The organism is Paenibacillus hemerocallicola, assembly GCF_006265175.1.
In the GTDB taxonomy this organism is placed as follows: Bacteria; Bacillota; Bacilli; order Paenibacillales; family NBRC-103111; genus Paenibacillus_AB; species Paenibacillus_AB hemerocallicola.
Window position 1 is genome coordinate 21,128 of sequence record NZ_VDCQ01000023.1, and the last position, 19,206, is coordinate 40,333.

The 19,206-nt window shown below is 56.8% G+C and carries 15 protein-coding genes; 9 read left to right on the top strand and 6 right to left on the bottom strand.

Annotated features, from left to right (window positions below):
• Positions 1-52 precede the first annotated feature (52 nt).
• Genes FE784_RS17325 through FE784_RS17335 form a run of 3 tightly spaced genes read left to right on the top strand, consistent with a single transcriptional unit; the run spans position 53 to position 2,903 of the window.
• Positions 53-937: a carbohydrate ABC transporter permease gene (locus FE784_RS17325; RefSeq protein WP_139603491.1), complete on the top strand. Its 885-nt coding sequence runs from the start codon at positions 53-55 to the stop codon at positions 935-937.
• Between the two features lies 1 nt (position 938).
• Complete coding sequence (locus tag FE784_RS17330) at positions 939-1,757, top strand: carbohydrate ABC transporter permease (RefSeq protein WP_139603492.1); 819 nt, start codon at positions 939-941, stop codon at positions 1,755-1,757.
• Positions 1,758-2,903, top strand: a complete 1,146-nt coding sequence (locus FE784_RS17335; protein ID WP_139603493.1) for a M24 family metallopeptidase — start codon at positions 1,758-1,760, stop codon at positions 2,901-2,903.
• A gap of 110 nt (positions 2,904-3,013) precedes the next feature.
• On the opposite strand, the gene FE784_RS17340 is transcribed toward FE784_RS17335, so the two are convergent.
• Entirely contained in the window at positions 3,014-5,404 is a 2,391-nt protein-coding gene (locus FE784_RS17340; protein ID WP_139603494.1) for a type IA DNA topoisomerase, read from the bottom strand.
• A 253-nt stretch (positions 5,405-5,657) separates the two neighbouring features.
• Between FE784_RS17340 and FE784_RS17345 the strand changes: the two genes are divergently transcribed.
• From FE784_RS17345 to phnE, 6 genes are all read left to right on the top strand, one after another.
• Complete coding sequence (locus FE784_RS17345; protein WP_139603495.1) at positions 5,658-7,967, top strand: helix-turn-helix domain-containing protein; 2,310 nt, start codon at positions 5,658-5,660, stop codon at positions 7,965-7,967.
• Positions 7,968-8,743: 776 nt separating this feature from the next.
• Entirely contained in the window at positions 8,744-9,715 is a 972-nt protein-coding gene (locus FE784_RS17350; RefSeq protein WP_425465550.1) for an ABC transporter permease, read from the top strand.
• Positions 9,716-9,739: 24 nt separating this feature from the next.
• Complete coding sequence (locus tag FE784_RS17355; RefSeq protein WP_139603497.1) at positions 9,740-10,612, top strand: carbohydrate ABC transporter permease; 873 nt, start codon at positions 9,740-9,742, stop codon at positions 10,610-10,612.
• A gap of 22 nt (positions 10,613-10,634) precedes the next feature.
• Positions 10,635-12,161 (top strand): extracellular solute-binding protein, encoded by a 1,527-nt coding sequence (locus FE784_RS17360; RefSeq protein ID WP_139603498.1) that lies wholly within the window; start codon positions 10,635-10,637, stop codon positions 12,159-12,161.
• Between the two features lie 366 nt (positions 12,162-12,527).
• On the top strand, positions 12,528-13,301 hold the full coding sequence (phnC, locus tag FE784_RS17365; RefSeq protein WP_139603499.1) for a phosphonate ABC transporter ATP-binding protein: 774 nt from the start codon (positions 12,528-12,530) through the stop codon (positions 13,299-13,301).
• 32 nt (positions 13,302-13,333) lie between these two features.
• Positions 13,334-14,875, top strand: a complete 1,542-nt coding sequence (gene phnE / locus FE784_RS42425; protein WP_281287118.1) for a phosphonate ABC transporter, permease protein PhnE — start codon at positions 13,334-13,336, stop codon at positions 14,873-14,875.
• 251 nt (positions 14,876-15,126) lie between these two features.
• Here phnE and FE784_RS17380 read toward each other — a convergent pair whose 3' ends face one another.
• From FE784_RS17380 to FE784_RS17400, 5 genes are all read right to left on the bottom strand, one after another.
• Entirely contained in the window at positions 15,127-15,567 is a 441-nt protein-coding gene (locus FE784_RS17380) for a type II toxin-antitoxin system VapC family toxin (RefSeq protein ID WP_139603500.1), read from the bottom strand.
• Positions 15,561-15,812 carry an AbrB/MazE/SpoVT family DNA-binding domain-containing protein gene (locus FE784_RS17385; protein WP_139603501.1) on the bottom strand — a complete coding sequence of 84 codons (252 nt, stop codon included), beginning with the start codon at positions 15,810-15,812 and terminating at the stop codon, positions 15,561-15,563. Before FE784_RS17385 ends, FE784_RS17380 begins: the two co-directional genes overlap by 7 nt.
• A gap of 135 nt (positions 15,813-15,947) precedes the next feature.
• Complete coding sequence (locus FE784_RS17390; RefSeq protein ID WP_139603502.1) at positions 15,948-17,426, bottom strand: ArnT family glycosyltransferase; 1,479 nt, start codon at positions 17,424-17,426, stop codon at positions 15,948-15,950.
• The gene (locus FE784_RS17395) at positions 17,423-18,229 is read right to left on the bottom strand and encodes a glycosyltransferase family 2 protein (RefSeq protein ID WP_139603503.1); all 807 of its coding nucleotides are present in this window, start codon (positions 18,227-18,229) and stop codon (positions 17,423-17,425) included. The genes FE784_RS17390 and FE784_RS17395 overlap by 4 nt, the downstream gene beginning before the upstream one ends.
• 109 nt (positions 18,230-18,338) lie before the next feature.
• Positions 18,339-19,097, bottom strand: coding sequence for a GTP cyclohydrolase II (locus tag FE784_RS17400; RefSeq protein WP_139603504.1), 759 nt, complete (start codon positions 19,095-19,097; stop codon positions 18,339-18,341).
• Between the last annotated feature and the right edge of the window lie 109 nt (positions 19,098-19,206).

Here is a 19,206-nt window from a genome sequence, read left to right on the forward strand (position 1 = left end):
TAGCGGAGCAGGGGGGCCGCCCGGCCCTCCGTCTGCCCAAAAGGAGTTCATCATGAAACCCAATTCCGCCATGAGAACCGCACAGAGAATGTCCTTTATATTGCCGGCGATGATGCTGCTGGTCCTGCTTACGGGCTACCCGCTGGCCAATGTCGTCTATATGAGCTTTTTTAATTACGCCAATCCGGCCGAACCGAGCTTTTTCGGGCTATCCAATTATATAGCTGTTTTGAAAGACCCTTTGTTCTGGAAGGCGCTCGGCAATACGCTTGTATTCACGTTTGGTACGGTCGTGCTTGTCATGCTGCTGGGGCTTTCGTTCGCCTCGCTGCTGAACCTGAAAATCAATCCGAAGGTCAGAGGCGCTTTCCGCTCGGTGCTGATGTTTCCGTGGCTGCTGTCCAGCAGCGTTGTCGGCTCGATCTGGATGCTGCTGCTGGCGCCGTTCGGATTGCTCAACTGGTTTTTGCTGCAAGTCGGCGTGATCCAAGAAAGCATAGCCTGGCTGAGCGACGGACGCTTCGCTATGCCGGGCCTCATTCTCGCCAATGCCTGGAGAAGCTTTCCGTTCGCCATGCTAATGCTGCTGGCCGCCTTTCAAACGGTGCCGGAAGACATCAAGGAAGCGGCGCAGGTCGATGGGGCCGGACGGTTTACCAGGTTCACCCGGATTGTGCTGCCGCATATTAAAGGCATTATGCTGACTATTTTAATCCTGGAAATTATTTGGAATTTCCGTTCGTTCGACCTCGTCTTCCTGATGACCGGAGGCGGCCCGATGCATGCAACCGAAGTATTGTCCACTTATGTATACAACAAAGCGTTCCGCTCGTTGGACTTCGGGTATTCTTCCGCGCTGGCGATTTTCATGCTGATCGTCATGGTTCTGATCTCACTGTTTTACATCCGCAGCACGTTGAAGAAGGAGGGGGACTGAAATGCCGCTCAAAAAATGGAGCCTGTACGGGCTGATCGCCCTGCTCATCTGTATCGTGCTGATCCCGATGTTCTGGATGCTGTCCATTGCCCTGAGGACCAATCTGGAAGTGTTCTCGATTCCGTTGAAGCTGATTCCGGCTCATCCGACGTTCGATGCGTTTCGCCAAATTTTGCAAAATCCGGATATGGTCCGGCTGTTTATGAACAGCTACTTCGTTTCGATTCTGGTCACGCTGCTGTGCATTTTGCTGTCGGCGTTGTCCGGTTACGGGCTGTCCCGCTTCCAGTACAAATCCAAAAAGCTGGTCGTGCTGTACATCTTGCTGACGCAAATGTTCCCGATGGTGCTGCTCAGCATACCGTATTTCCTGATTATTTCCGGAATGGGTCTGTACAATACTTATACGGCGCTCATTCTCGCCTACACCTCGTTCGCGCTTCCTTTCTCCATTCTGATGATGCGGGATTTCGTCAACAGCATTCCGCGGGAGCTGGACGAGGCGGCGACGATCGACGGCTGCGGGCCGTACGGCACCTTTTTCCGCATCATCCTGCCCCCGTGCCTGCCGGGGCTGATCGCCACGGCCGTATACACCTTTATTCTGGCCTGGAACGAATATTTGTTCGCGGTCGTGCTGACCCAGGATATTACGTCCCGTCCGCTGACGCTCGGCATCGGCATGCTGATCGGCGAATATACGACGCAATGGAATCAGTTGATGGCTCTTTCGTTTATGGCGAGCGCGCCGCTGGTCATCGTCTTCATGTTTGTACAAAAGTATTTCCTGCAAGGGCTGACGGCGGGGAGCGTGAAATAAATGCGACAACCGGAAAAAGAAGCCGACGGCTTGTCTCCTATCGTGCGGGACAAGCTGCAGCGGCTGCGGAATATGCTGGCGGACCTGCAACTGGATGCGGTCGTTTTAACTTTGCAGCGAAATGTAAGCTGGCTTGCCGGAAGCAGAAGCCATATCAATACCGCGTCCGAGCCGGCCTGCTGCAAGCTGGTCGTCACGGCCCGGGACGTATATCTTGTGGCCAGCAATATAGAAGCGGAGCGTCTCGCCGAGGAAGAATTCGTCCCGTCGGGCTTTGCCCCGGCGCTCTGCGGCGTATTCGTCTGGCCTTGGCATGAGCCTGCCGTGCAGGAGCGCTTGCTGGCGGAATTGCTCGCGGGCAGCTCCCGGATCGGCACCGATGCGGATATGGAAGCGGAGTTTCGGGGGCTGCGGACGGTTTTGCATCCGCTGGAGCTGGACGAGTGGAGCGGCCTGGGCGAGCTGGCCGGGGAAGCGCTTGAAGAGACGGCGGCCCGTATCGCCGCGGGACAAAGCGAATTCGAGCTGGCGGCGATGCTCGCCCGGAACTGTCTGGAGCGGGAGCTGGAGCCGATCGTCTATTTGACGGCGGCGGACGAGCGAATCGCCGAGCGCCGGCATCCGCTGCCGACCTCCCGGCGGCTCGAAAGCTGCGCCATGCTCGTGCTGTGCGCCAGACGGCGCGGCAAAATCGTATCGGCGACAAGGATGGTGCATTTCGGACAGCCGCCCGAGGCGCTGGTCCGCCGACATCGGGCGGTCGCGGAAATAAGCGCCCGCCTCCATGCGGCGACCCGCCCGGGGAAAACATGGGGAGAATTGTATGCCAGCCTGCAACAATTTTACGGCGAAGCCGGTTTTCCAGGGGAAGAGCGGCGCCATCACCAGGGCGGGCTCGCCGGCTATGCCACCCGGGAACAGCTGGCGCTGCCGGCAAGCACAGGCGCCGTGCAGACGAATCAGCTGTACGCCTGGAATCCGACGCTGCCCGGGGTAAAGTCCGAGGACACGCTGTGGGTCGGCGATCATTTCTCCGCTTGCCTCACCGATCCGCCGCATCGCTCCTCCGCGATATACCCGCGCATCGAGATTGAAGCGGACGGCCGGAAATGGAGTCGGCCGGGCTTGTTGATTCGGGCGCGGTAAGCGTCGGCGTCCAGACTAACGCTCCAGACGGCCCGGCGCCACTCAAAGACCTGTATAGAGCCCTAAGTCGCCCCTTGAGTCAACCCCCGTGCGATTCTCCAAACCGTCCCTTAAGTAGCGGGTTCGATCTCCACTTGACCTACGTTGGGGTCCTTCAGCACGATGCGTCCTTCGATCGGCGCTCCGGAGCGGTCGATCAGCTTCAGCTTGCCCGTGCGCCCTTTCTCGATCAAGCTGCGGATCATGGCCGGCGTGAGCGTCTTGCCGAGGCTTTCCTTCCAGATGACGAATTTGCAGCCGAGCTTGTAGTTGCTGCAGCCGTAGCCTTTGTTGCCCATGAAAATATGGCCGCCGCACCCTTCGCGGGGACAAGCGCCGATCGTTTCGCGCTCGCCCGTCTTGACGGGCGCCGCTCGAGCGGCTTGTCCGGCGCCGTCCGCCTCGGCGGCGGTCGAGGCGGAAGCCGCGCCGCCTCTCGCGGACCCTCCCCCGGCACGCGCCCCGCGCGCGGGCTTGTCCGCCGCAGCGGCTCCCGCCCGCGTCCCGCGTGCGGACTTGCCCTTGCCTGTCGCGCCGCCTTTTCCCGCGGCGGCCTGATCCGGCTCGAAGGCGGTTTTGGCCGCCCGCGGCTGTGTGCGCACCTTGTCGATAATGGAGCGGGTAAACTTCTTCACGTTCTCCATGAACGTCTCGTCGGAAGCTTGCCCGCGCGATATTTCATGCAGCCGGCGCTCCCATTGGCCGGTCATCTCCGGCGAAGTGAGCAGCTCGACGCCCGCGCCGCGGATCAGCTCGACGGCCGTACGGCCCTTGAGCGTAATCGCGATCCGCTTGCCCTGCATTGTCACGTAGCCGACGTTTTTCAGCCGTTCGATAATCGCCGCCCGCGTAGCCGGCGTGCCGAGCCCCGAATCTTTCATCGCGTCGCGCAGCTCCTCGTTCTCGAGCTGCTTGCCCGCGCTCTCCATCGCCTTCAGCAGCGTGCCCTCGGTGTACGGCTTCGGCGGCTGGGTTTCCTTCTCCTTCGCGGCCGAATCGCGGCAGTGCACCGGCTCGTCCGGCGCCAGCACGAACGGCGTCTCGACCAGCTCCTCCTCGGGCTCGCTCGGTCCGTCGGCCTCTCCGTCCTTATTGTCCTTACCGCCTTCAGGCTTGCTGCCGGATTTGCCGGATTTTTTGCCGCCGTCCCTGGACGACTTGTCGTCCTCGTAAATCGTCTTCCAGCCGAGGCTGATCAACTGCTTGATCGTCGTCTTGAACGTTTCCTTCTCCACCTCGGTCAGCACCGTGTGCACCTTGTATTCGGCGGGCGGATAGAAGTGGGACAGGAATCGGCGGATAATGAGGTCGTACAGCTTCTGCTCCTCGGGCGTCAGCGAGCCCGCCCGCTTGCCTGTCGGCAGGATGGCGTGGTGATCCTCGACCTTGGCCGGATTGCACACGGCTTTGTTGTTTTTGTGGACGAGCTTTTTGTCCGCGCCGCTCGCCAACGCTTCGTACGGCGTTCCTTTAAGCGCATCGAGCGCCCGGTGCATTTCCGGAATGTTCTGCTCGTTGACGTAGTTGGAGTTCGTTCTCGGGTACGAAATGACTTTATGCTTCTCATAGAGCGATTGGGCGATATCGAGCGTCTTCTTCGCCGAGAAGCCGAACTTGGCGTTCGCGTCGCGCTGCAGCAGCGTCAAGTCGTACAGCTTGAACGGATATTCCTTCGTATCCTTGACCTCGTAGCTGGCGACCGTTCCCGGCTTGTCCCTCACCTTGTCGGCAAGCCCTTGCGCCTTGGCCGGGTCGGTCAGCCGGTCTCCCTGCCACAGTCCGCGATAGCTCGTCTCCGACTGGTCGAAATACGCCTCCACCTCGTAAAATTTCGCCGACGAGAACGCCTCGATCTGCTTCTGCCGGTCGTACAGCAGAGCCAGCACCGGCGTCTGCACGCGTCCGACGGATAGCAGCTCGTTGTGCTTCGTCGTGAAGGCGCGCGAGCCGTTCATGCCGATCAGCCAGTCCGCTTCGCTTCTGGCCCGGGCGGCTCTGGTCAGCGGATCGTACGCGCTGCCGTCCTTCAGCTCCGCGAAGCCGCGCCGGATCGTCTCCGGCGTCAGGTCGGAGATCCACAGCCGCCTGACCGGCTGGCGCAGCTTCAGATGCTGCTGGATATAGGCGAAGATGAGCTGCCCCTCGCGTCCGGCGTCGCAGGCGTTGACGATGTCGCCGCAATCTTTGGCGAGCGTCTGGATGACCTTCAACTGGTCCTTCGTCCGCGGATTCGGCAGCAGCTTGAACGAATCGGGAATGATCGGCAAATCGTTGAAATTCCATTTTTTATATTTGTCATCGTAAAGGTCGGGCTCTGCCAGTCCGATCAAATGTCCGATCGCCCATGTAATGACGAAGCGTTCCCCTTCGAGGTGGGTACGCTTGTTGGCCGCTCTCGGCTCGATTGCGGCGGCGATATTCCGGCCCATATCCGGTTTCTCGGCAATAATCAATGTCTTCAATGCTTTTCCCCCGGTATGAAAGTCCGGCGAACAATCCGGCACGCATCGCGTCAATGAGACCGGTCGCATGTTTGTTGTTCGCCGCTCGTGGTTCCTTTTCATACTACCATAAACGGGCGGCCTGCGGCAGAGGAGGAAACGGGTGCCATGCGGCTACAAGTTATTGCATAATCTAGACTGTAATGCTAATTTGGAGAAGAGGTCGATCCATCGGAACCGATAGTACACAATCGAAGAGGTGATCCGTTCTCGTATGATGACTGGCTGGAGAGAGCATTTTCTGAAAATACCGCGTTATATGCTGCTGCTGCTCGCATTCAGTACGCTGATCGGGACCATCCCCGTTCTCGCACTCGGCCTGTTCTCTTATTACACGGCCTCGGGAGACGTCGAACAGAAGATCAAGGAAAGCAACATGCAGGTTTTGCTGCAAACGCAAATGCGCGTCGAGCAGTTCATGAAGATGCTGGAGCTGACGGCGATGCAATACGCCAATTCCCCGCAAGTCACGTCGGTGCTGAACGGACCCGTCGACGTTACGGACTTCGTCCGGATACGCAATCTGCATACCGGCATGTATAATTTGCAAACGCTTTCCGGAATCAGCGAAGGCTATTTGATCGGCAGCGAGCATAATTGGGTGATCAGCTTTACGGCCGTTGCCCCGCTGGACGAATTTCCGCTGCGGAGGCAGCTAGAGCTGTACGCCAAACATCCGAACAATTTGTTTTGGGACATCGATCCGCTTCCCGAGGAGGCTTCGCGACCGCCGACGGTCCGCATGGTCTACAAGCTGCCGATTTTGCCTTTTACCGAGCAGCCCAAAGGCTTTCTCGTCATCGAAATGCTGAAAACGCAATTCCGGAATTTGCTGGCGGCGGATCACGACAAGCTGGGCGACATTTACGTGCTGAACCGGGAGGGCAGCGACTTCCTCAGCGACAATGCCGGGCGCGGCGAGTCGCACCGGCGGGTTCACGACAGGATCGCGGAGACGGTTCTCCGGACGGGTCATAGCTCGGGCGTCATCCACGACGAGATCGACGGGACGAAGATGATGTTTGCTTACCGCGGCTCCTCCAACGGCTGGATATACGTATCGGCGGTTTCCCTGGACGAGATAAACCGGCAAACGCGCAAAATCGCCATAGCCACGTTCGTGGCCTGCAGCATTATTTTTGCAGTGGTCGGCGTACTGGCGCTGCTCATCAGCCTGCGGATGTATTCGCCGATTAAGCGTTTATCCGAGGTGACCAAGATCGGCCATATCGGGGAAACGGGAAGCCGGGACGAGTTTATCTCGATGGAGGAGCGATTCCGGACGCTGTTCAGCACCGGGCAGCAGCTGAAGCAGCAAATGCAGGGACAGTTTACGCAGCTGAACGAATTTCTGATGCTGAAGCTGTTCACCGGACAGCTGTCCGAGCGGGATTTCGCCAGCCGCAGCGAGCAGTTCGGTTTTCCCGCCGGATGGAAGCGGCTCGCGGTGCTGACGCTGCAGATCGATACGCTGCAGGATACGCGCTACCGGGATCACGATAAAGACCTGCTGCTGTTCGCGATCCATAATATGGTCGGGGAACTGATCCCCGCCGGCCGGCGGTTCAGCCCGGTGCTGCTGGACAGGTCGCAGGTGACGCTGGTGACTAGCGATCTGGATAGCGCCGCGGAGCTCAAGGCGTTTTATTACGGGATAGCCGAGCAGCTCAAAACGAAGGTGCGCGAATATTTGCAGGTGCAGGTCAGCATCGGCATCAGCAGACCGTTCTCCGCCCCCACGGACGCGGTGCGCGCCTATAACGAAGGGCTGGAGGCGCTTCGCAGCCGGATTTACTTGGGCGGCGGCATTATCGTACATGTTGAAGACGTGCAGAGCGAGCATCGCGAACCCGCCTCGGCCGCCTATACGAAGCTGAAAGGGACGGAAGACCAGTTGATCAAGGCGCTCAAATCGGGAGAGCCGGAGAAAGCGACGGAATGGTTCGACAAATATATGTCCGAAATGGCGGAACACAATGCGAGCGTAAATGAATATCCCGTCTTCATGATGCAGCTCGTCTCGCGCTTGTACCAGATCGTGCAGGAGCAAGGGGGCGCGGTGCATCAAGTGTTGGGGGAGCAGGCATCCTACGGGCAGCTGATGAAGCGGAGCACGCCGCACGATATAAGCGAATGGTTCAAGCGCGATTTGCTTGCGCCGATCGTCGATTTCCTGAATCGTCAAGCCGAGTCCCAATATATCGGCATCGTGAGCCGTATGGTCAAGCTCGTCCAGGAGAGGTACGATCAGGACATTTCCTTGGAAGGCTGCGCGGAAACGCTCAACTTTCACCCGGTTTATTTGAGCCGGGTGTTCAAGAAGGAGATGGGCGTGACGTTCAGCGAATATTTGGCCGAATTCCGGATGGGCTTGGCCAAGGAATGGCTGGAGACGAGCACGATGAAATTGTCGGAAATCGCGGAGCGGCTCAACTATTCCAACACGACGGCGTTTATCCGCATCTTCCGCAAAGTGGTCGGCATGACCCCGGGACAATACCGGGAACGTCACCACAAAGCTTGACCGGGGCCTTCGCCGCGGCGGATCGACCGATCTCCGCCGGCGAAGGCTTTGTTTGCGATCATTCCTATGGAATTTCCGAACAGGGCGGGGATGAGTTCGAACTAACTGTAAAACATACAGGTTGTTGAAAAAGTCAAAAAGAGAGAGTTGCCCTACAAAAAGAAGTGGGGGAAAGGTGCGGAAAGCGAAGCGGTTGACTTTTAAATCGAGTTGTAACCGCTAAAATCTTAAAAACAACACGATGTTAACGGATGTGGAGCGCATTCCCCCACCTCTTGTCTCCGGCGCCTCCTCTCTTTGCAGACTTTTTCATCAGCCTCAAAATATACAGTTATTTTGAGGAGCGAGCGTCTACTGACTATGGTTAGCTGGAAAAAATACAGTTGATTTGTTCGTTTTTGACCGTATAGCGGTTTCGATTCGATTTAACTGCCTATTTTCCAGCTATTTCGGCGATTTTTGCTTTTTTTCTAAATTTAGCTGTATGTTTTACAGTCCGTATGCGGAAGGACGAGCTTCGTCGTTCACGCTCCATAGTCGGCTATCCGTACTTATTCACCGCCTGTAGTCCGATACTCCAACCTCGGGAGAGCAAAGTTAAAAACGGTGCATGGCAGGTTAAATAAGGTGGATGCCGGAACGTAAAAAACGGGCGCGGCTGCGGGATTGACGCCAAACTCGGCAAACAAGTTGGATTCGGTGCATAGCATGTTCCCGGCATACCCCCCATAATCCAAATCAAGACCCGAGCAAGCGATGGAAGGGAGGATGCCATGGTGAACGCGCAAGCCCAAGCCCAAGCGAATCCGCAAGATGCGGACGTACGAAATGAAAGCGCAAACAGACCGCAATGGATCAAGGACGTCGTCAAGGACCGCTGGCTGTATATAATGGCTTTGCCGGGCATTGCGTATTTTTTGATCTTCAAGTACGTTCCGATGTACGGCATCATGATGGCATTTCAGGATTTCAAGCCGCATCTCGGTTTTATGGACAGTCCTTTTGTCGGTCTCAAACATTTTCAGCGCTTTTTCGGCGAGGAGCAGTTTTGGATGCTGTTCCGCAACACGTTTCTGCTGGCCGTGTACAATCTCGTTTTCTTCTTCCCGCTGCCGATCGTACTCGCGCTCATGCTGAACGAAGTCGGCCGGGAACGGTTCAAGCGGTTTATCCAGACGCTCGTCTACATTCCCCATTTCGTATCGTGGGTCGTTGTCGTGGGCATTTTCTACATCTTGTTCACGACCGAGGGAGGAGCCGTCAACGAGCTGGTATATGCCGCGACGGGCGAGAAAATTCCGTTCCTGCTGGAGCCCGGTTGGTTCCGGACGATGATCGTCGGTCAATCGATTTGGAAAGAAGTCGGCTGGGGCACGATCATTTTCCTCGCCGCGCTCGCCGGCGTCGACCTGCAGCTGTACGAAGCGGCCCGCATGGACGGCGCCGGAAGGTGGAGGCAGCTGTGGCATATTACGCTGCCCGCGATCCGCAGCACGATCGTCATTTTGCTCATCCTGAGGCTCGGGAGCTTCCTGGACTCCGGGTTCGAGCACATTTTCCTGATGCTGACCGCGACGAACCGCGAGGTCGGGGAAGTATTCGATACGTACGTGTATGTGAAAGGGCTTACCCAAGGGCAGTTCAGCTACAGCGCCGCCGTAGGGCTGTTCAAGTCGCTTGTCGGTCTGCTGCTGGTCGTATCGGCCAATTGGCTGGCCAAACGATTCGGCGAAGAAGGCATATATTGACCGGGGGCGAAAGGAGAATGTGCCATGATTCAAGATAAAACGTGGAGCAACCGCCTGTTCGATACAGTCAACTACGCGCTGTTGATCCTGATCGCGCTCGTATGCATCCTGCCGTTCATCTACGTGCTGGCCGTGTCGTTTACGGCTCCGCACATCGTCGCCGAGGGCGGATTTATTTTGTTCCCGAAGCAATTTTCACTGGCCGCTTACGAATATATATTCTCGACGAGCACGCTCGTCCGCAGCTTGGGCGTCTCCATCTACGTAACGGTGCTCGGGACGCTGATCAATCTGGTGCTGACCTCGCTTCTGGCGTATCCGTTGTCCCGCCGCAACCTCAGAGGACGGAAATGGATGATGCTGGGCGTTCTGTTCACGATGCTGTTCAGCGGAGGCTTGATCCCGACCTACTATGTGGTCAAGTCGCTGCATATGATCGATACGCTGTGGTCGCTCATGATCCCGACCGCGATCAGCGCCTTTAACCTTATCGTGCTGAAAAACTTTTTCCAGCAAATTCCCGACGGGCTGGAAGACTCCGCGAAAATCGACGGCTGCAACGATATCGGCATATGGTTCCGAATCGTGCTCCCTCTGTCGCTGCCGGCGATGGCGACCTTCGCGCTGTTTTACGCGGTCGATCATTGGAATCGGTACTTTCAGGCGATCATGTATATTAACGACAATACGAAGTGGCCGGTCCAGGTGCTGTTGAGAGAGATCGTCATTAACGCCAACAGCCGGATCGGCGATACGGGCATCGAGGAGATGCTCATTCAGCCGCTGACGATCAAGATGGCGGTCATCGTATTCGCCACCTTGCCGATCATCGCGATATACCCGTTTTTGCAAAAGCATTTTGCCAAAGGAGTCATGCTCGGCTCGGTAAAAGGATAATTCGATTCGGGAGGTCGGTACGATGAAATCCAATAAAAAGCTCGTTATGTTGTCTGCGGCCGTTGTCGCGGCTTCGCTCCTGACAGTCGCCTGCAGCGATTCCGCCAAGCAGGGAGATACGCCGCAGGGGGCCCAAGGAACAGAGGCTCCGCTGAATCTGAGCATCGCCATCGCGCAGGTCGGGGACATTCCGGCGAAGGGCAATGCGGTCGAGCAGGCGATCGAGAAATATACGAACGCGAAGCTCGACATTCAATGGATTCCGAGCGCCGCCTACAACGATAAGGTCAACGTGATGCTGGCTTCGAACGAAATGCCCAAGCTGCTGAAGGTGAACCAGACGCCGGGCGTCGTCAATGCGATCGAGTCCCAGCTGTTCTGGGAAATCGGTCCGCTGCTCAAGCAGTACAAAAACATGAGCGCGCAAAACGAACAGTTTTTCCAAAACATATCGGTGGAGGGCAAAATATACGGGGTGCCGCTGTACCGCAACATGGGGCGCGGGGCGATCGTATACCGCAAGGACTGGCTGGACCAGCTCGGCCTGACGATTCCGAAGTCGATCGACGGCTGGTACAACGTACTGCGGGCGTTGGCGCTGAACGATCCGGACAAGAACGGCAAAAACGACACGTACGGCATCGTGCTGAACAAAACGTACAATCAGGGAGCGGCTTCGATGCTCACCCGGCTGTCCGTGGCGATGGGCGGCGTCAATAAATGGGGCGTCGACAAGGACGGGGCGTTCACGCCGGAATTTATGACCAAGGAGTTCACCGACGTGCTCAAGCTGTTCCGCAGGTTGTATGAGGAAAAGCTGATCAACCAGGACTTCGCCGTGCTCGATGCGACCGAAGCGGAGAAGCTGTTCGACACGAGCCGCGTCGGCATCCGGCTCGCGGTGGCGACGAACGGCAAAAGCCAGCAGGACCGGCTGAGCAAAACGACGCCTTCAGCCGTAGTCGACGTCGCGAGCTTCGAAGGTCCGCAAGGTATCCGCATCTCGTCGGAGAACGGCAACAACGGCTTCCTCGTCATTCCGAAGTCGTCGGTCAAGACGGAGGCGGAGCTGAAACGGGTGCTCGGCTTCCTGGATAAGCTGATGGACCCGGACATGTCGACGCTGCTGCTGCGCGGACTCGAAGGGACGCATTTCGCGAATACGGGCGACAAGCGCACCGAGTTTATCGGCGACGGCTTCAATATGTTCCAGCGCGAGGTGAAGCCTTACCGGGACAATCTGCCCGTGCTGGAAGGCTACAACGTCGCTCCGCTCAAGGACGTGCCGATCGGGGAGAAGGGGACGAAGATGGAATCGGACGGCATCAAATATATCGTCTCGAATCCGGCGTTGACCCTGACGTCGGCGACGTTCTCCGAAAGAGGGCAGGAGCTGGAGCAGCAAATCAACGACGCGCAGACGAAATTCATTATGGGCAAAATCGACGAGACCGCTTACCAGGACGAAATCGCCAAATGGAAAAAAGCCGGCGGCGATAAAATAATGGCCGAATACAAGGAATCGTATATGAAGCTGAAAAAGAAGTAGCGAACTGCTGCGTTATCGCGTTCACCGAAAAGGATCCAGCCCGCTGCCGATCCTATGCGATCGACGATGAACCTCTGTCCCTCTTGCGAGGAGGACGGAGGTTTTCGCTTTTGTCGGCGCATTCGACGCTGCCTGCTTTCCTTCCGCCGACATCGGCCGAGGTTCTCCATACTGCCAAGGCCCGGATCGATACGCGCAATGTTTGGTACCCGAGCCGTTTGGAGCATACTAGTACAGGTATAGTCGGGTATTCCCGGTGTTCGATCATTGAGGTTTTGTAAATTTGTTTCACGCAAAAGGATATATTTGCGTAATGTCGAATGATGTCTATCGTGGTAAAACCATGGCAAAGAAGGATTGAGTCGGATGATCGAATTCAAGCATGTCAAGAAAGTATACGCCAATGGGACGATCGGTCTGAACGACATTAACCTGACTATCGGCAAAGGCGAATTCGTCGTCATCGTCGGCTTGTCCGGAGCCGGGAAATCGACGATGCTGCGGTCGATCAACCGGCTGCACGATATAACCGAAGGCGAGATTCTGATCGAAGGCAAATCGATTACGGCGGCCAAAGGCGAGAGCCTGCGCAAAATGCGCCGGGGGATCGGGATGATTTTCCAAAGCTTCAATCTGGTCAAACGGTCGACGGTGCTGCGCAACGTGCTGTCCGGCCGGGTCGGGTACCATTCGACGCTGCGGACGATGTTCGCCGCGTTTCCGAAGCGCGATGTGGAGCTTGCGCTGAAAGCTTTGGAGCGGGTCAATATATTGGAGAAGGCTTACGTTCGCGCCGACCAATTGTCCGGCGGACAGCAGCAGCGCGTCTCGATCGCCCGGGCGCTGGCGCAGGAGGCGACGATCATTTTGGCGGACGAGCCCGTAGCCTCTCTCGACCCGCTGACGACGCGGCAGGTTATGGACGATTTGAGGCGCATCAATCAGGAGTTGGGCATTACGACGATCGTCAACCTGCACTTTATCGATCTGGCGCGGGAATATGCGACGCGGATCATCGGGCTGCGGTCCGGCCAGGTCGTATTCGACGGACCGGTCTCGGAGGCGACGGACGATGCGTTCTCGGACATATACGGCCGCGCGATCAAGCGGGACGAGCTGTTGGGGGGAGCAGGACATTGAAATCGCCCACACCGGTCGCCCGCCCTTCCCGAATGAAGCTGTACGGCTGGCTCGTCGTGCTTGCCGTGCTGTTCATCGGCAGCGTCTATCAGACGGAAGCGACGCTGACGAAGCTGTTTACGGGAACGCCGCAAATATGGGCGTTCATCAAAGAAATGTTCCCGCCCGACTGGTCGTTTACCCCGAAGGTATGGAAGCCGATGAAGGAAACGCTGCAGATGGCGATCGTCGGCACGCTGCTGGGCGCGCTGTTCGCGTTCCCGACCGCGCTGCTGGCCGCGCGCAACGTCACGCGTTCGCCGTGGTTGTTTTACCCGGCCCGGCTAATCATGAACTTGCTGCGGACGATTCCGGATCTGCTGTACGCGGCCTTGTTCGCGGTCGTTGTCGGGTTCGGCCCGACGGCGGGTACGCTCGCCCTGTTTTTCTTCACCTATGGAATCATTTCCAAGCTCGCCTACGAATCCGTGGAAGCGATCGATCCCGGTCCGCTTGAAGCGATGACCGCGGTCGGCGCGAACAAGCTGCAATGGATCCGCTTCGGGGTGCTTCCGCAGGTGGCGCCCACGTTTCTGGCTCATTTGCTCTATACGTTCGAGGTCAGCATCCGCGCGTCCGCCATCCTTGGTCTCGTCGGGGCCGGAGGCATCGGGCTGCTGCTGAAAAACGTGCTCGATCTGTTCCGCTACGATCAGGCGTTTGTCCTTATTTTCATGACGCTGGTCGTCGTTATCGTGATCGATACGATTAGTACGCGGATCCGCACCCTGCTGCTGAGAGGCACGAAAAAGCCGATGTCCCCGGCCGCCGGCCGTTGGGGATGGGTTGCCGGCATAGCCGCTGCCGTGCTGCTCGTCGCCTGGTCGGTGAAAGGACTCGAATTCCAAGGCATTCAGGAAACGGCCAAGGTGATGTCCAAAGCGATGATCAAGGGCTTGCTGCATCCGGACTGGAAGTACGTCTGGCTGCCGGAAGGCGAGGATTTGATCCGCAACCTGCTCATGACGCTGTCGATCTCGTATTTGGGCAATATCGTCTCGATGATCGTCTGTATTCCGCTGGCGTTCTGGGCGGCGGCGAATATGAGCCGGTCGAGGCTCGTGTCGGGGAGCGGCAAAATCGTGCTCAGCGTTATCCGCACCGTCCCCGAGGTGATCATGGCGATCATTTTCATCAAGGCGGTAGGACCGGGAGCGTATGCCGGGGTGCTCGCACTCGGCGTCCACTCCGTTGGGATGCTCGGCAAGCTGTACGCCGAAGCGATCGAGAACATGGACATGGGGCCCATCGAAGCGCTCACCGCCTGCGGCGCGAACCGGTGGCAGACGCTCGCGTTCGCGATCATTCCGCAGGTGCTGCCGGATTTTATGTCGTATGCGCTATACCGGTTCGAAATCAACGTCCGCTCGGCCACCCTGCTAGGTATCATTGGGGCGGGCGGCATCGGGACGCCGCTCATCTTCGCGATCAACGGCTACAGCTGGCCGCGCGTCGGCATCATTTTGCTAGGGATCATCGTCACGGTATCCATCATCGACTACATTTCCGGCTCACTGCGGAGACGGATCGTGTGAGAGAGCTTCTCTTTGCGTATGCGATGAACAAGCGCTTGCCTTTCGTTCCGAAAGGAAGGGCTTGTTTGTCGTTTGTCGGTCACCCGGTCATCAATCGCTGCCTAACAAGGGATCAGGTATGGGGGATGGAGAGGAAAGGAAGAAATCGATCTCGCGGAGACCCTTCAAATTTGCGTCGGGGAGTGGGGCCGATGCAGATGTGGAAGCTGGGTAAACGGGAATTGTTGTTACCGATTTTCAAAAACGGAAAATTATAGTTGAGATAAACTTCTACAAGCTATTTCTTCCACTTGTTCCAGCCGCAAATCGTTCGTAACGAAAACGTCAGCTTGTGCTAGGATGGCCGAAGCGATTACAAGAGCATCCGGTGTTTTTATGCCGTATTTTCCTCTTAGAAAAGCAGCTCGCTCGGCAACCGGATTGTCGACAGGCACAACTGAAAGATTTGGGAAATGGGCGAATAATAGCTTGTATTGTTTCTCTAGAGCCAAGTTCGCCTCCCGAATCGGTTTCACGAGGATTTCTGTCAACGAAATGGTCGAAGCGACGGCTGAATAGGCTCCTTCCTCAACTTGCTCGAGCAGCCACTTGGCTTTCTCGCCAAAATCCGGATGTTGCTCAAACACATAAATAAATATATTCGTATCCAGCGCGATTTTTTTAAAAGACGAAAGGGATGAGGCGATTACCAATTTTCTCGCTCCTTCCGGATATGGTCATCACTCGATTCGTCTGTCCATAGCTCTTTCCCAAGCCCCCAAAGTTTGTCAGTGAATGATTTGGGTTTCGGCATAACAATGATCTCATCACGAACCTCATCATATTGCCACAACAATTTATCGCCAACCGTCAATTTTGCTTTTACGCGTATTTCCTCTGGAATTGTAATTTGATATTTTGTACGAATTTCACTTTCTAATTTCATTATCTGGTTCATGTCGCACCATCCTTTTGGTAATCCTACTATTATTCATTCTATCACACTATTACTGATTTGATCCAACGAAATGACAAACGCGTCACGGAATTATATTCTGTGACGCGCCGGCAGCGAACCGATGAACCGCTCGGATCATCGGAGCTTGTATATATAGTACTCCGTATCCGCCTCGAGCTTGACAAACCGCTCGTTTAAATACATCTTCAGCCGGCCTTCCGGATCGCCGTCGATGTACCCTTTGAGCGGCACGAAATAGGCGGCCCCCTCGCGTACGAAATAATCGAGCTCGGCGATCGGGTCCTCCGGATTCGAATTCGTCACGCGCCAACCGGCCCGGTGTGAAGCGTTCAGCAGGGACGGATCGTCCGTGCCGGTGACAATGAGATCGTCCGAGGCAGAATATCGTCCGACGACGGCAGCCTGACGGATGACTTCTTCGTTCTGCAGGCCGATGACAGGAGCGACGGTCGCGAAGCTTTCGAACGTCAAAACGCTGATGGCCGCAACGATTCCGACTGCCGCCGCCTTGTGGAGCTTTCGCGCCCGGCCGGATGTCCAAGCCCGCTCGAACAATTTCCCCAGCGCATACGCTCCGAGCAGCGCCACTAACGGTCCTATGAAAACGAGGTAGTAGTTGAACCGAATAACGGCAACGATCGTAGCCAGTTCGACGAGCATGGCGAACGTCCAAGCGCATATGGCGAGATGAGAGCGCAGGCGGAACAGCGCCATCGCCAAACCGAGCAGGAATAACGCGAGCCCGCACCAAGTAAACGCTTTCGGCAGCTCGGAGGCAAAAAAAGCCCATGCTTCCTTCGCGTGCGTCGCGCTCGCCATGGCCGGCAGGATGTGCTTGGAGGCGATGCCGGATACGAAGGCGGACTCCGCTACGGTGCCGAGCCAACGGTAATAGGTGTATGGGGGCAGCAGCGCCAACGCGACGAATGCCCATAGCTCCCAGCGTAATGCGGCACGCCACCCGTATTTTACCAAAACCATGACGATCATCGGAATGCCGACGAAGACGGCAGGCACTTTCTCGCAGACGGCCAGCGCGGTGAAGAGGGCCGAGACGAAGAGCAGGCTGCGTTTCCCTCTCGCGATCCATTCGCCAAACCAATAAAAGGCGCCGGTGTAGAAAAACAAAGCGGCGGACTCCGGCATGATGGCCCGGGAATACAGGACGTTCAACGGCAGCAATCCGTATAGAACAACGGACAAACCCGCCACGAAAGGCGAAAAATGCCGCAGGGCGATCCGGTAAACGAACAAAGCCGACCCCATAAAGAACGAAATCGGCACCAAGCGAGCCAACGCGTAATGGTAGCCGAAGAGCTCGTACAGAACGGCGATCAGCCCGGTTGTAATTTGCAGCTCCAGCTGCGCGTAATTCGGCATCGGACCCTGGTAGTTCAACTGGGGGAACCATACATTGAACCGGTGCTCCGCGAAATTCCGTGCCATCGCCTCCGTATCGGACTGCCGCCAAGAGTCGTACCCGTAGGGGGAATCGGACAAATAGGGCAGCCGGACGGCAAAGACGAGCGCAAACAGCCCGACCAGCATGGCTGCGCGCAGCAGAGTCCGCACGGAGACCGGGACGGACTTCATGCTCCGCCTTCGCCGTTCCGCTCGATCCAAGCAGATACTTCCGGCTCAGTGCGAGCTGAAGTATATTTAACGGCGCGAATAAGCCGAAAATACCCGACGATCGTGCGGGCCACGTTCATTTTGCTGCGGCCTTCCTTCAGGTCGTAATCGAGTCTGAGCGGGAGCTCCCCGGCTTTCACCCCGATTTGGCCGAGCCGGGCTATAATTTCCGCCGTGCAGGCGAACCCCTTCGACGTCACGACATTTCCCCCATAGTGCTGAAACGCTTTCTGTATGATTTGCACCGTGTAAGCCCGGAAGCCGCTCGAATAGTCGTTTACGCCCGGAATCGGAAAGAGCAGCTTGAAAAACAACCGGGCCCCCCGGCTGTAGAGCTTGCGCAGAAAGGGCACGCCGCGTTCGATCCCGCCCGGAGTGAATCGCGAGGCGATGACCAGCTCCAGCCGCTCGTCCCGAAGCTTCCGGACCATGGCAGGAACCAGCTCCGGACTGTGGGTATTGTCCGCATCCAGTGTGATCAAAATATCCGCTCCGCAGAAATGCCGCGCGGTATGCGCGAGCATCGTTTGCATCGCTTCTCCGAGCCCGCGGTTCTCCGGATGAACGAGCAATGTGGCGTTCGGAAACGTGCGGACAAATTCGCCGAGGAGCGAGCCCGTCCCGTCCGTACTGCCGTCGTTCACGAAGCAGAGGTGGAGCGAATCGCCAACATGCCGCCGCAGCTGCTTCAATCGGACGAACAGCTTGGGCAGAGCAGCCTCTTCATTGTAGACGGGCATGCCGATTACGATTTTACAGTCCATGTCAATTCTCCCGCAGTGTCATCGATGTGTACGACGAACTGTTTTTTGTCGTTAATGGTTAATGGGTTGTAGCATTCCCATTATTCCCCTTAACGATTCAGGGCAACACTCAGTCGTTATTGCAGCAGCCGTCCTGCTCCATATGCCCGGACCGAGTCATTTTCGTCTGCAAATAGCTCGCATTGTATTCGGACACATCTCCCCATAACGGAACCCGGCCCTCCACAGCCATTCCCGACCTTTGCAGCGCCTCCAGCTTCTTCGGATTGTTCGTGATTATAGTAACCGGCTTGCTGCGCAGCGTCCGGAGAACGCGGATGGCATCGCCGTAATTGCGGGAGTCGTCGGCAAAGCCGAGCGACAGGTTGGCGTCGACCGTATCGTATCCGTTTTCCTGCAAAATGTAGGCAAGGGCTTTGCTGAAAAGTCCAATGCCCCGCCCCTCCTGATTGGCCAAATAAAATAGCGCTCCGGTGCCGTGTCCGGCAATCTTTTTCATCGATTGCTTAAGCTGGAAGCCGCAGTCGCACCGTTTGCTGCCGAAAATATCGCCGGTATGGCAAATCGAATGCAGCCGGATCCAGGCATGCTCCGCGTTCTCGAAATCCCCGTACACGAGTACGCTCGATTGCTGATATTCCGCCAAATTGACGGAGGACAATTTACCGACGATTCGCTCGAAATGATCGGTCACCTCCTCGCAGTTCAGCCAGCAGTACCATTTGAATTCGACCGTTTCCCCATCCAGATCGACCGGCAGCCGAATCGGACCGACCAAATAAATCGCTCCTTTTTCCCCGGGAATCACTTGTACTTTAGGCTCCAGCAGGGCAAGGACGGCGGGATCGAGGCTTTTGACTCCAGACATGGCGAACGCTCCTTTGAGTTGTCATCGCTTGTAGGTTGCCCCAAGACGAATAAATCATAAAGCGGCAATATGCTTATGGATTAAAACAGCCATTCCGATGTGCGGAAGC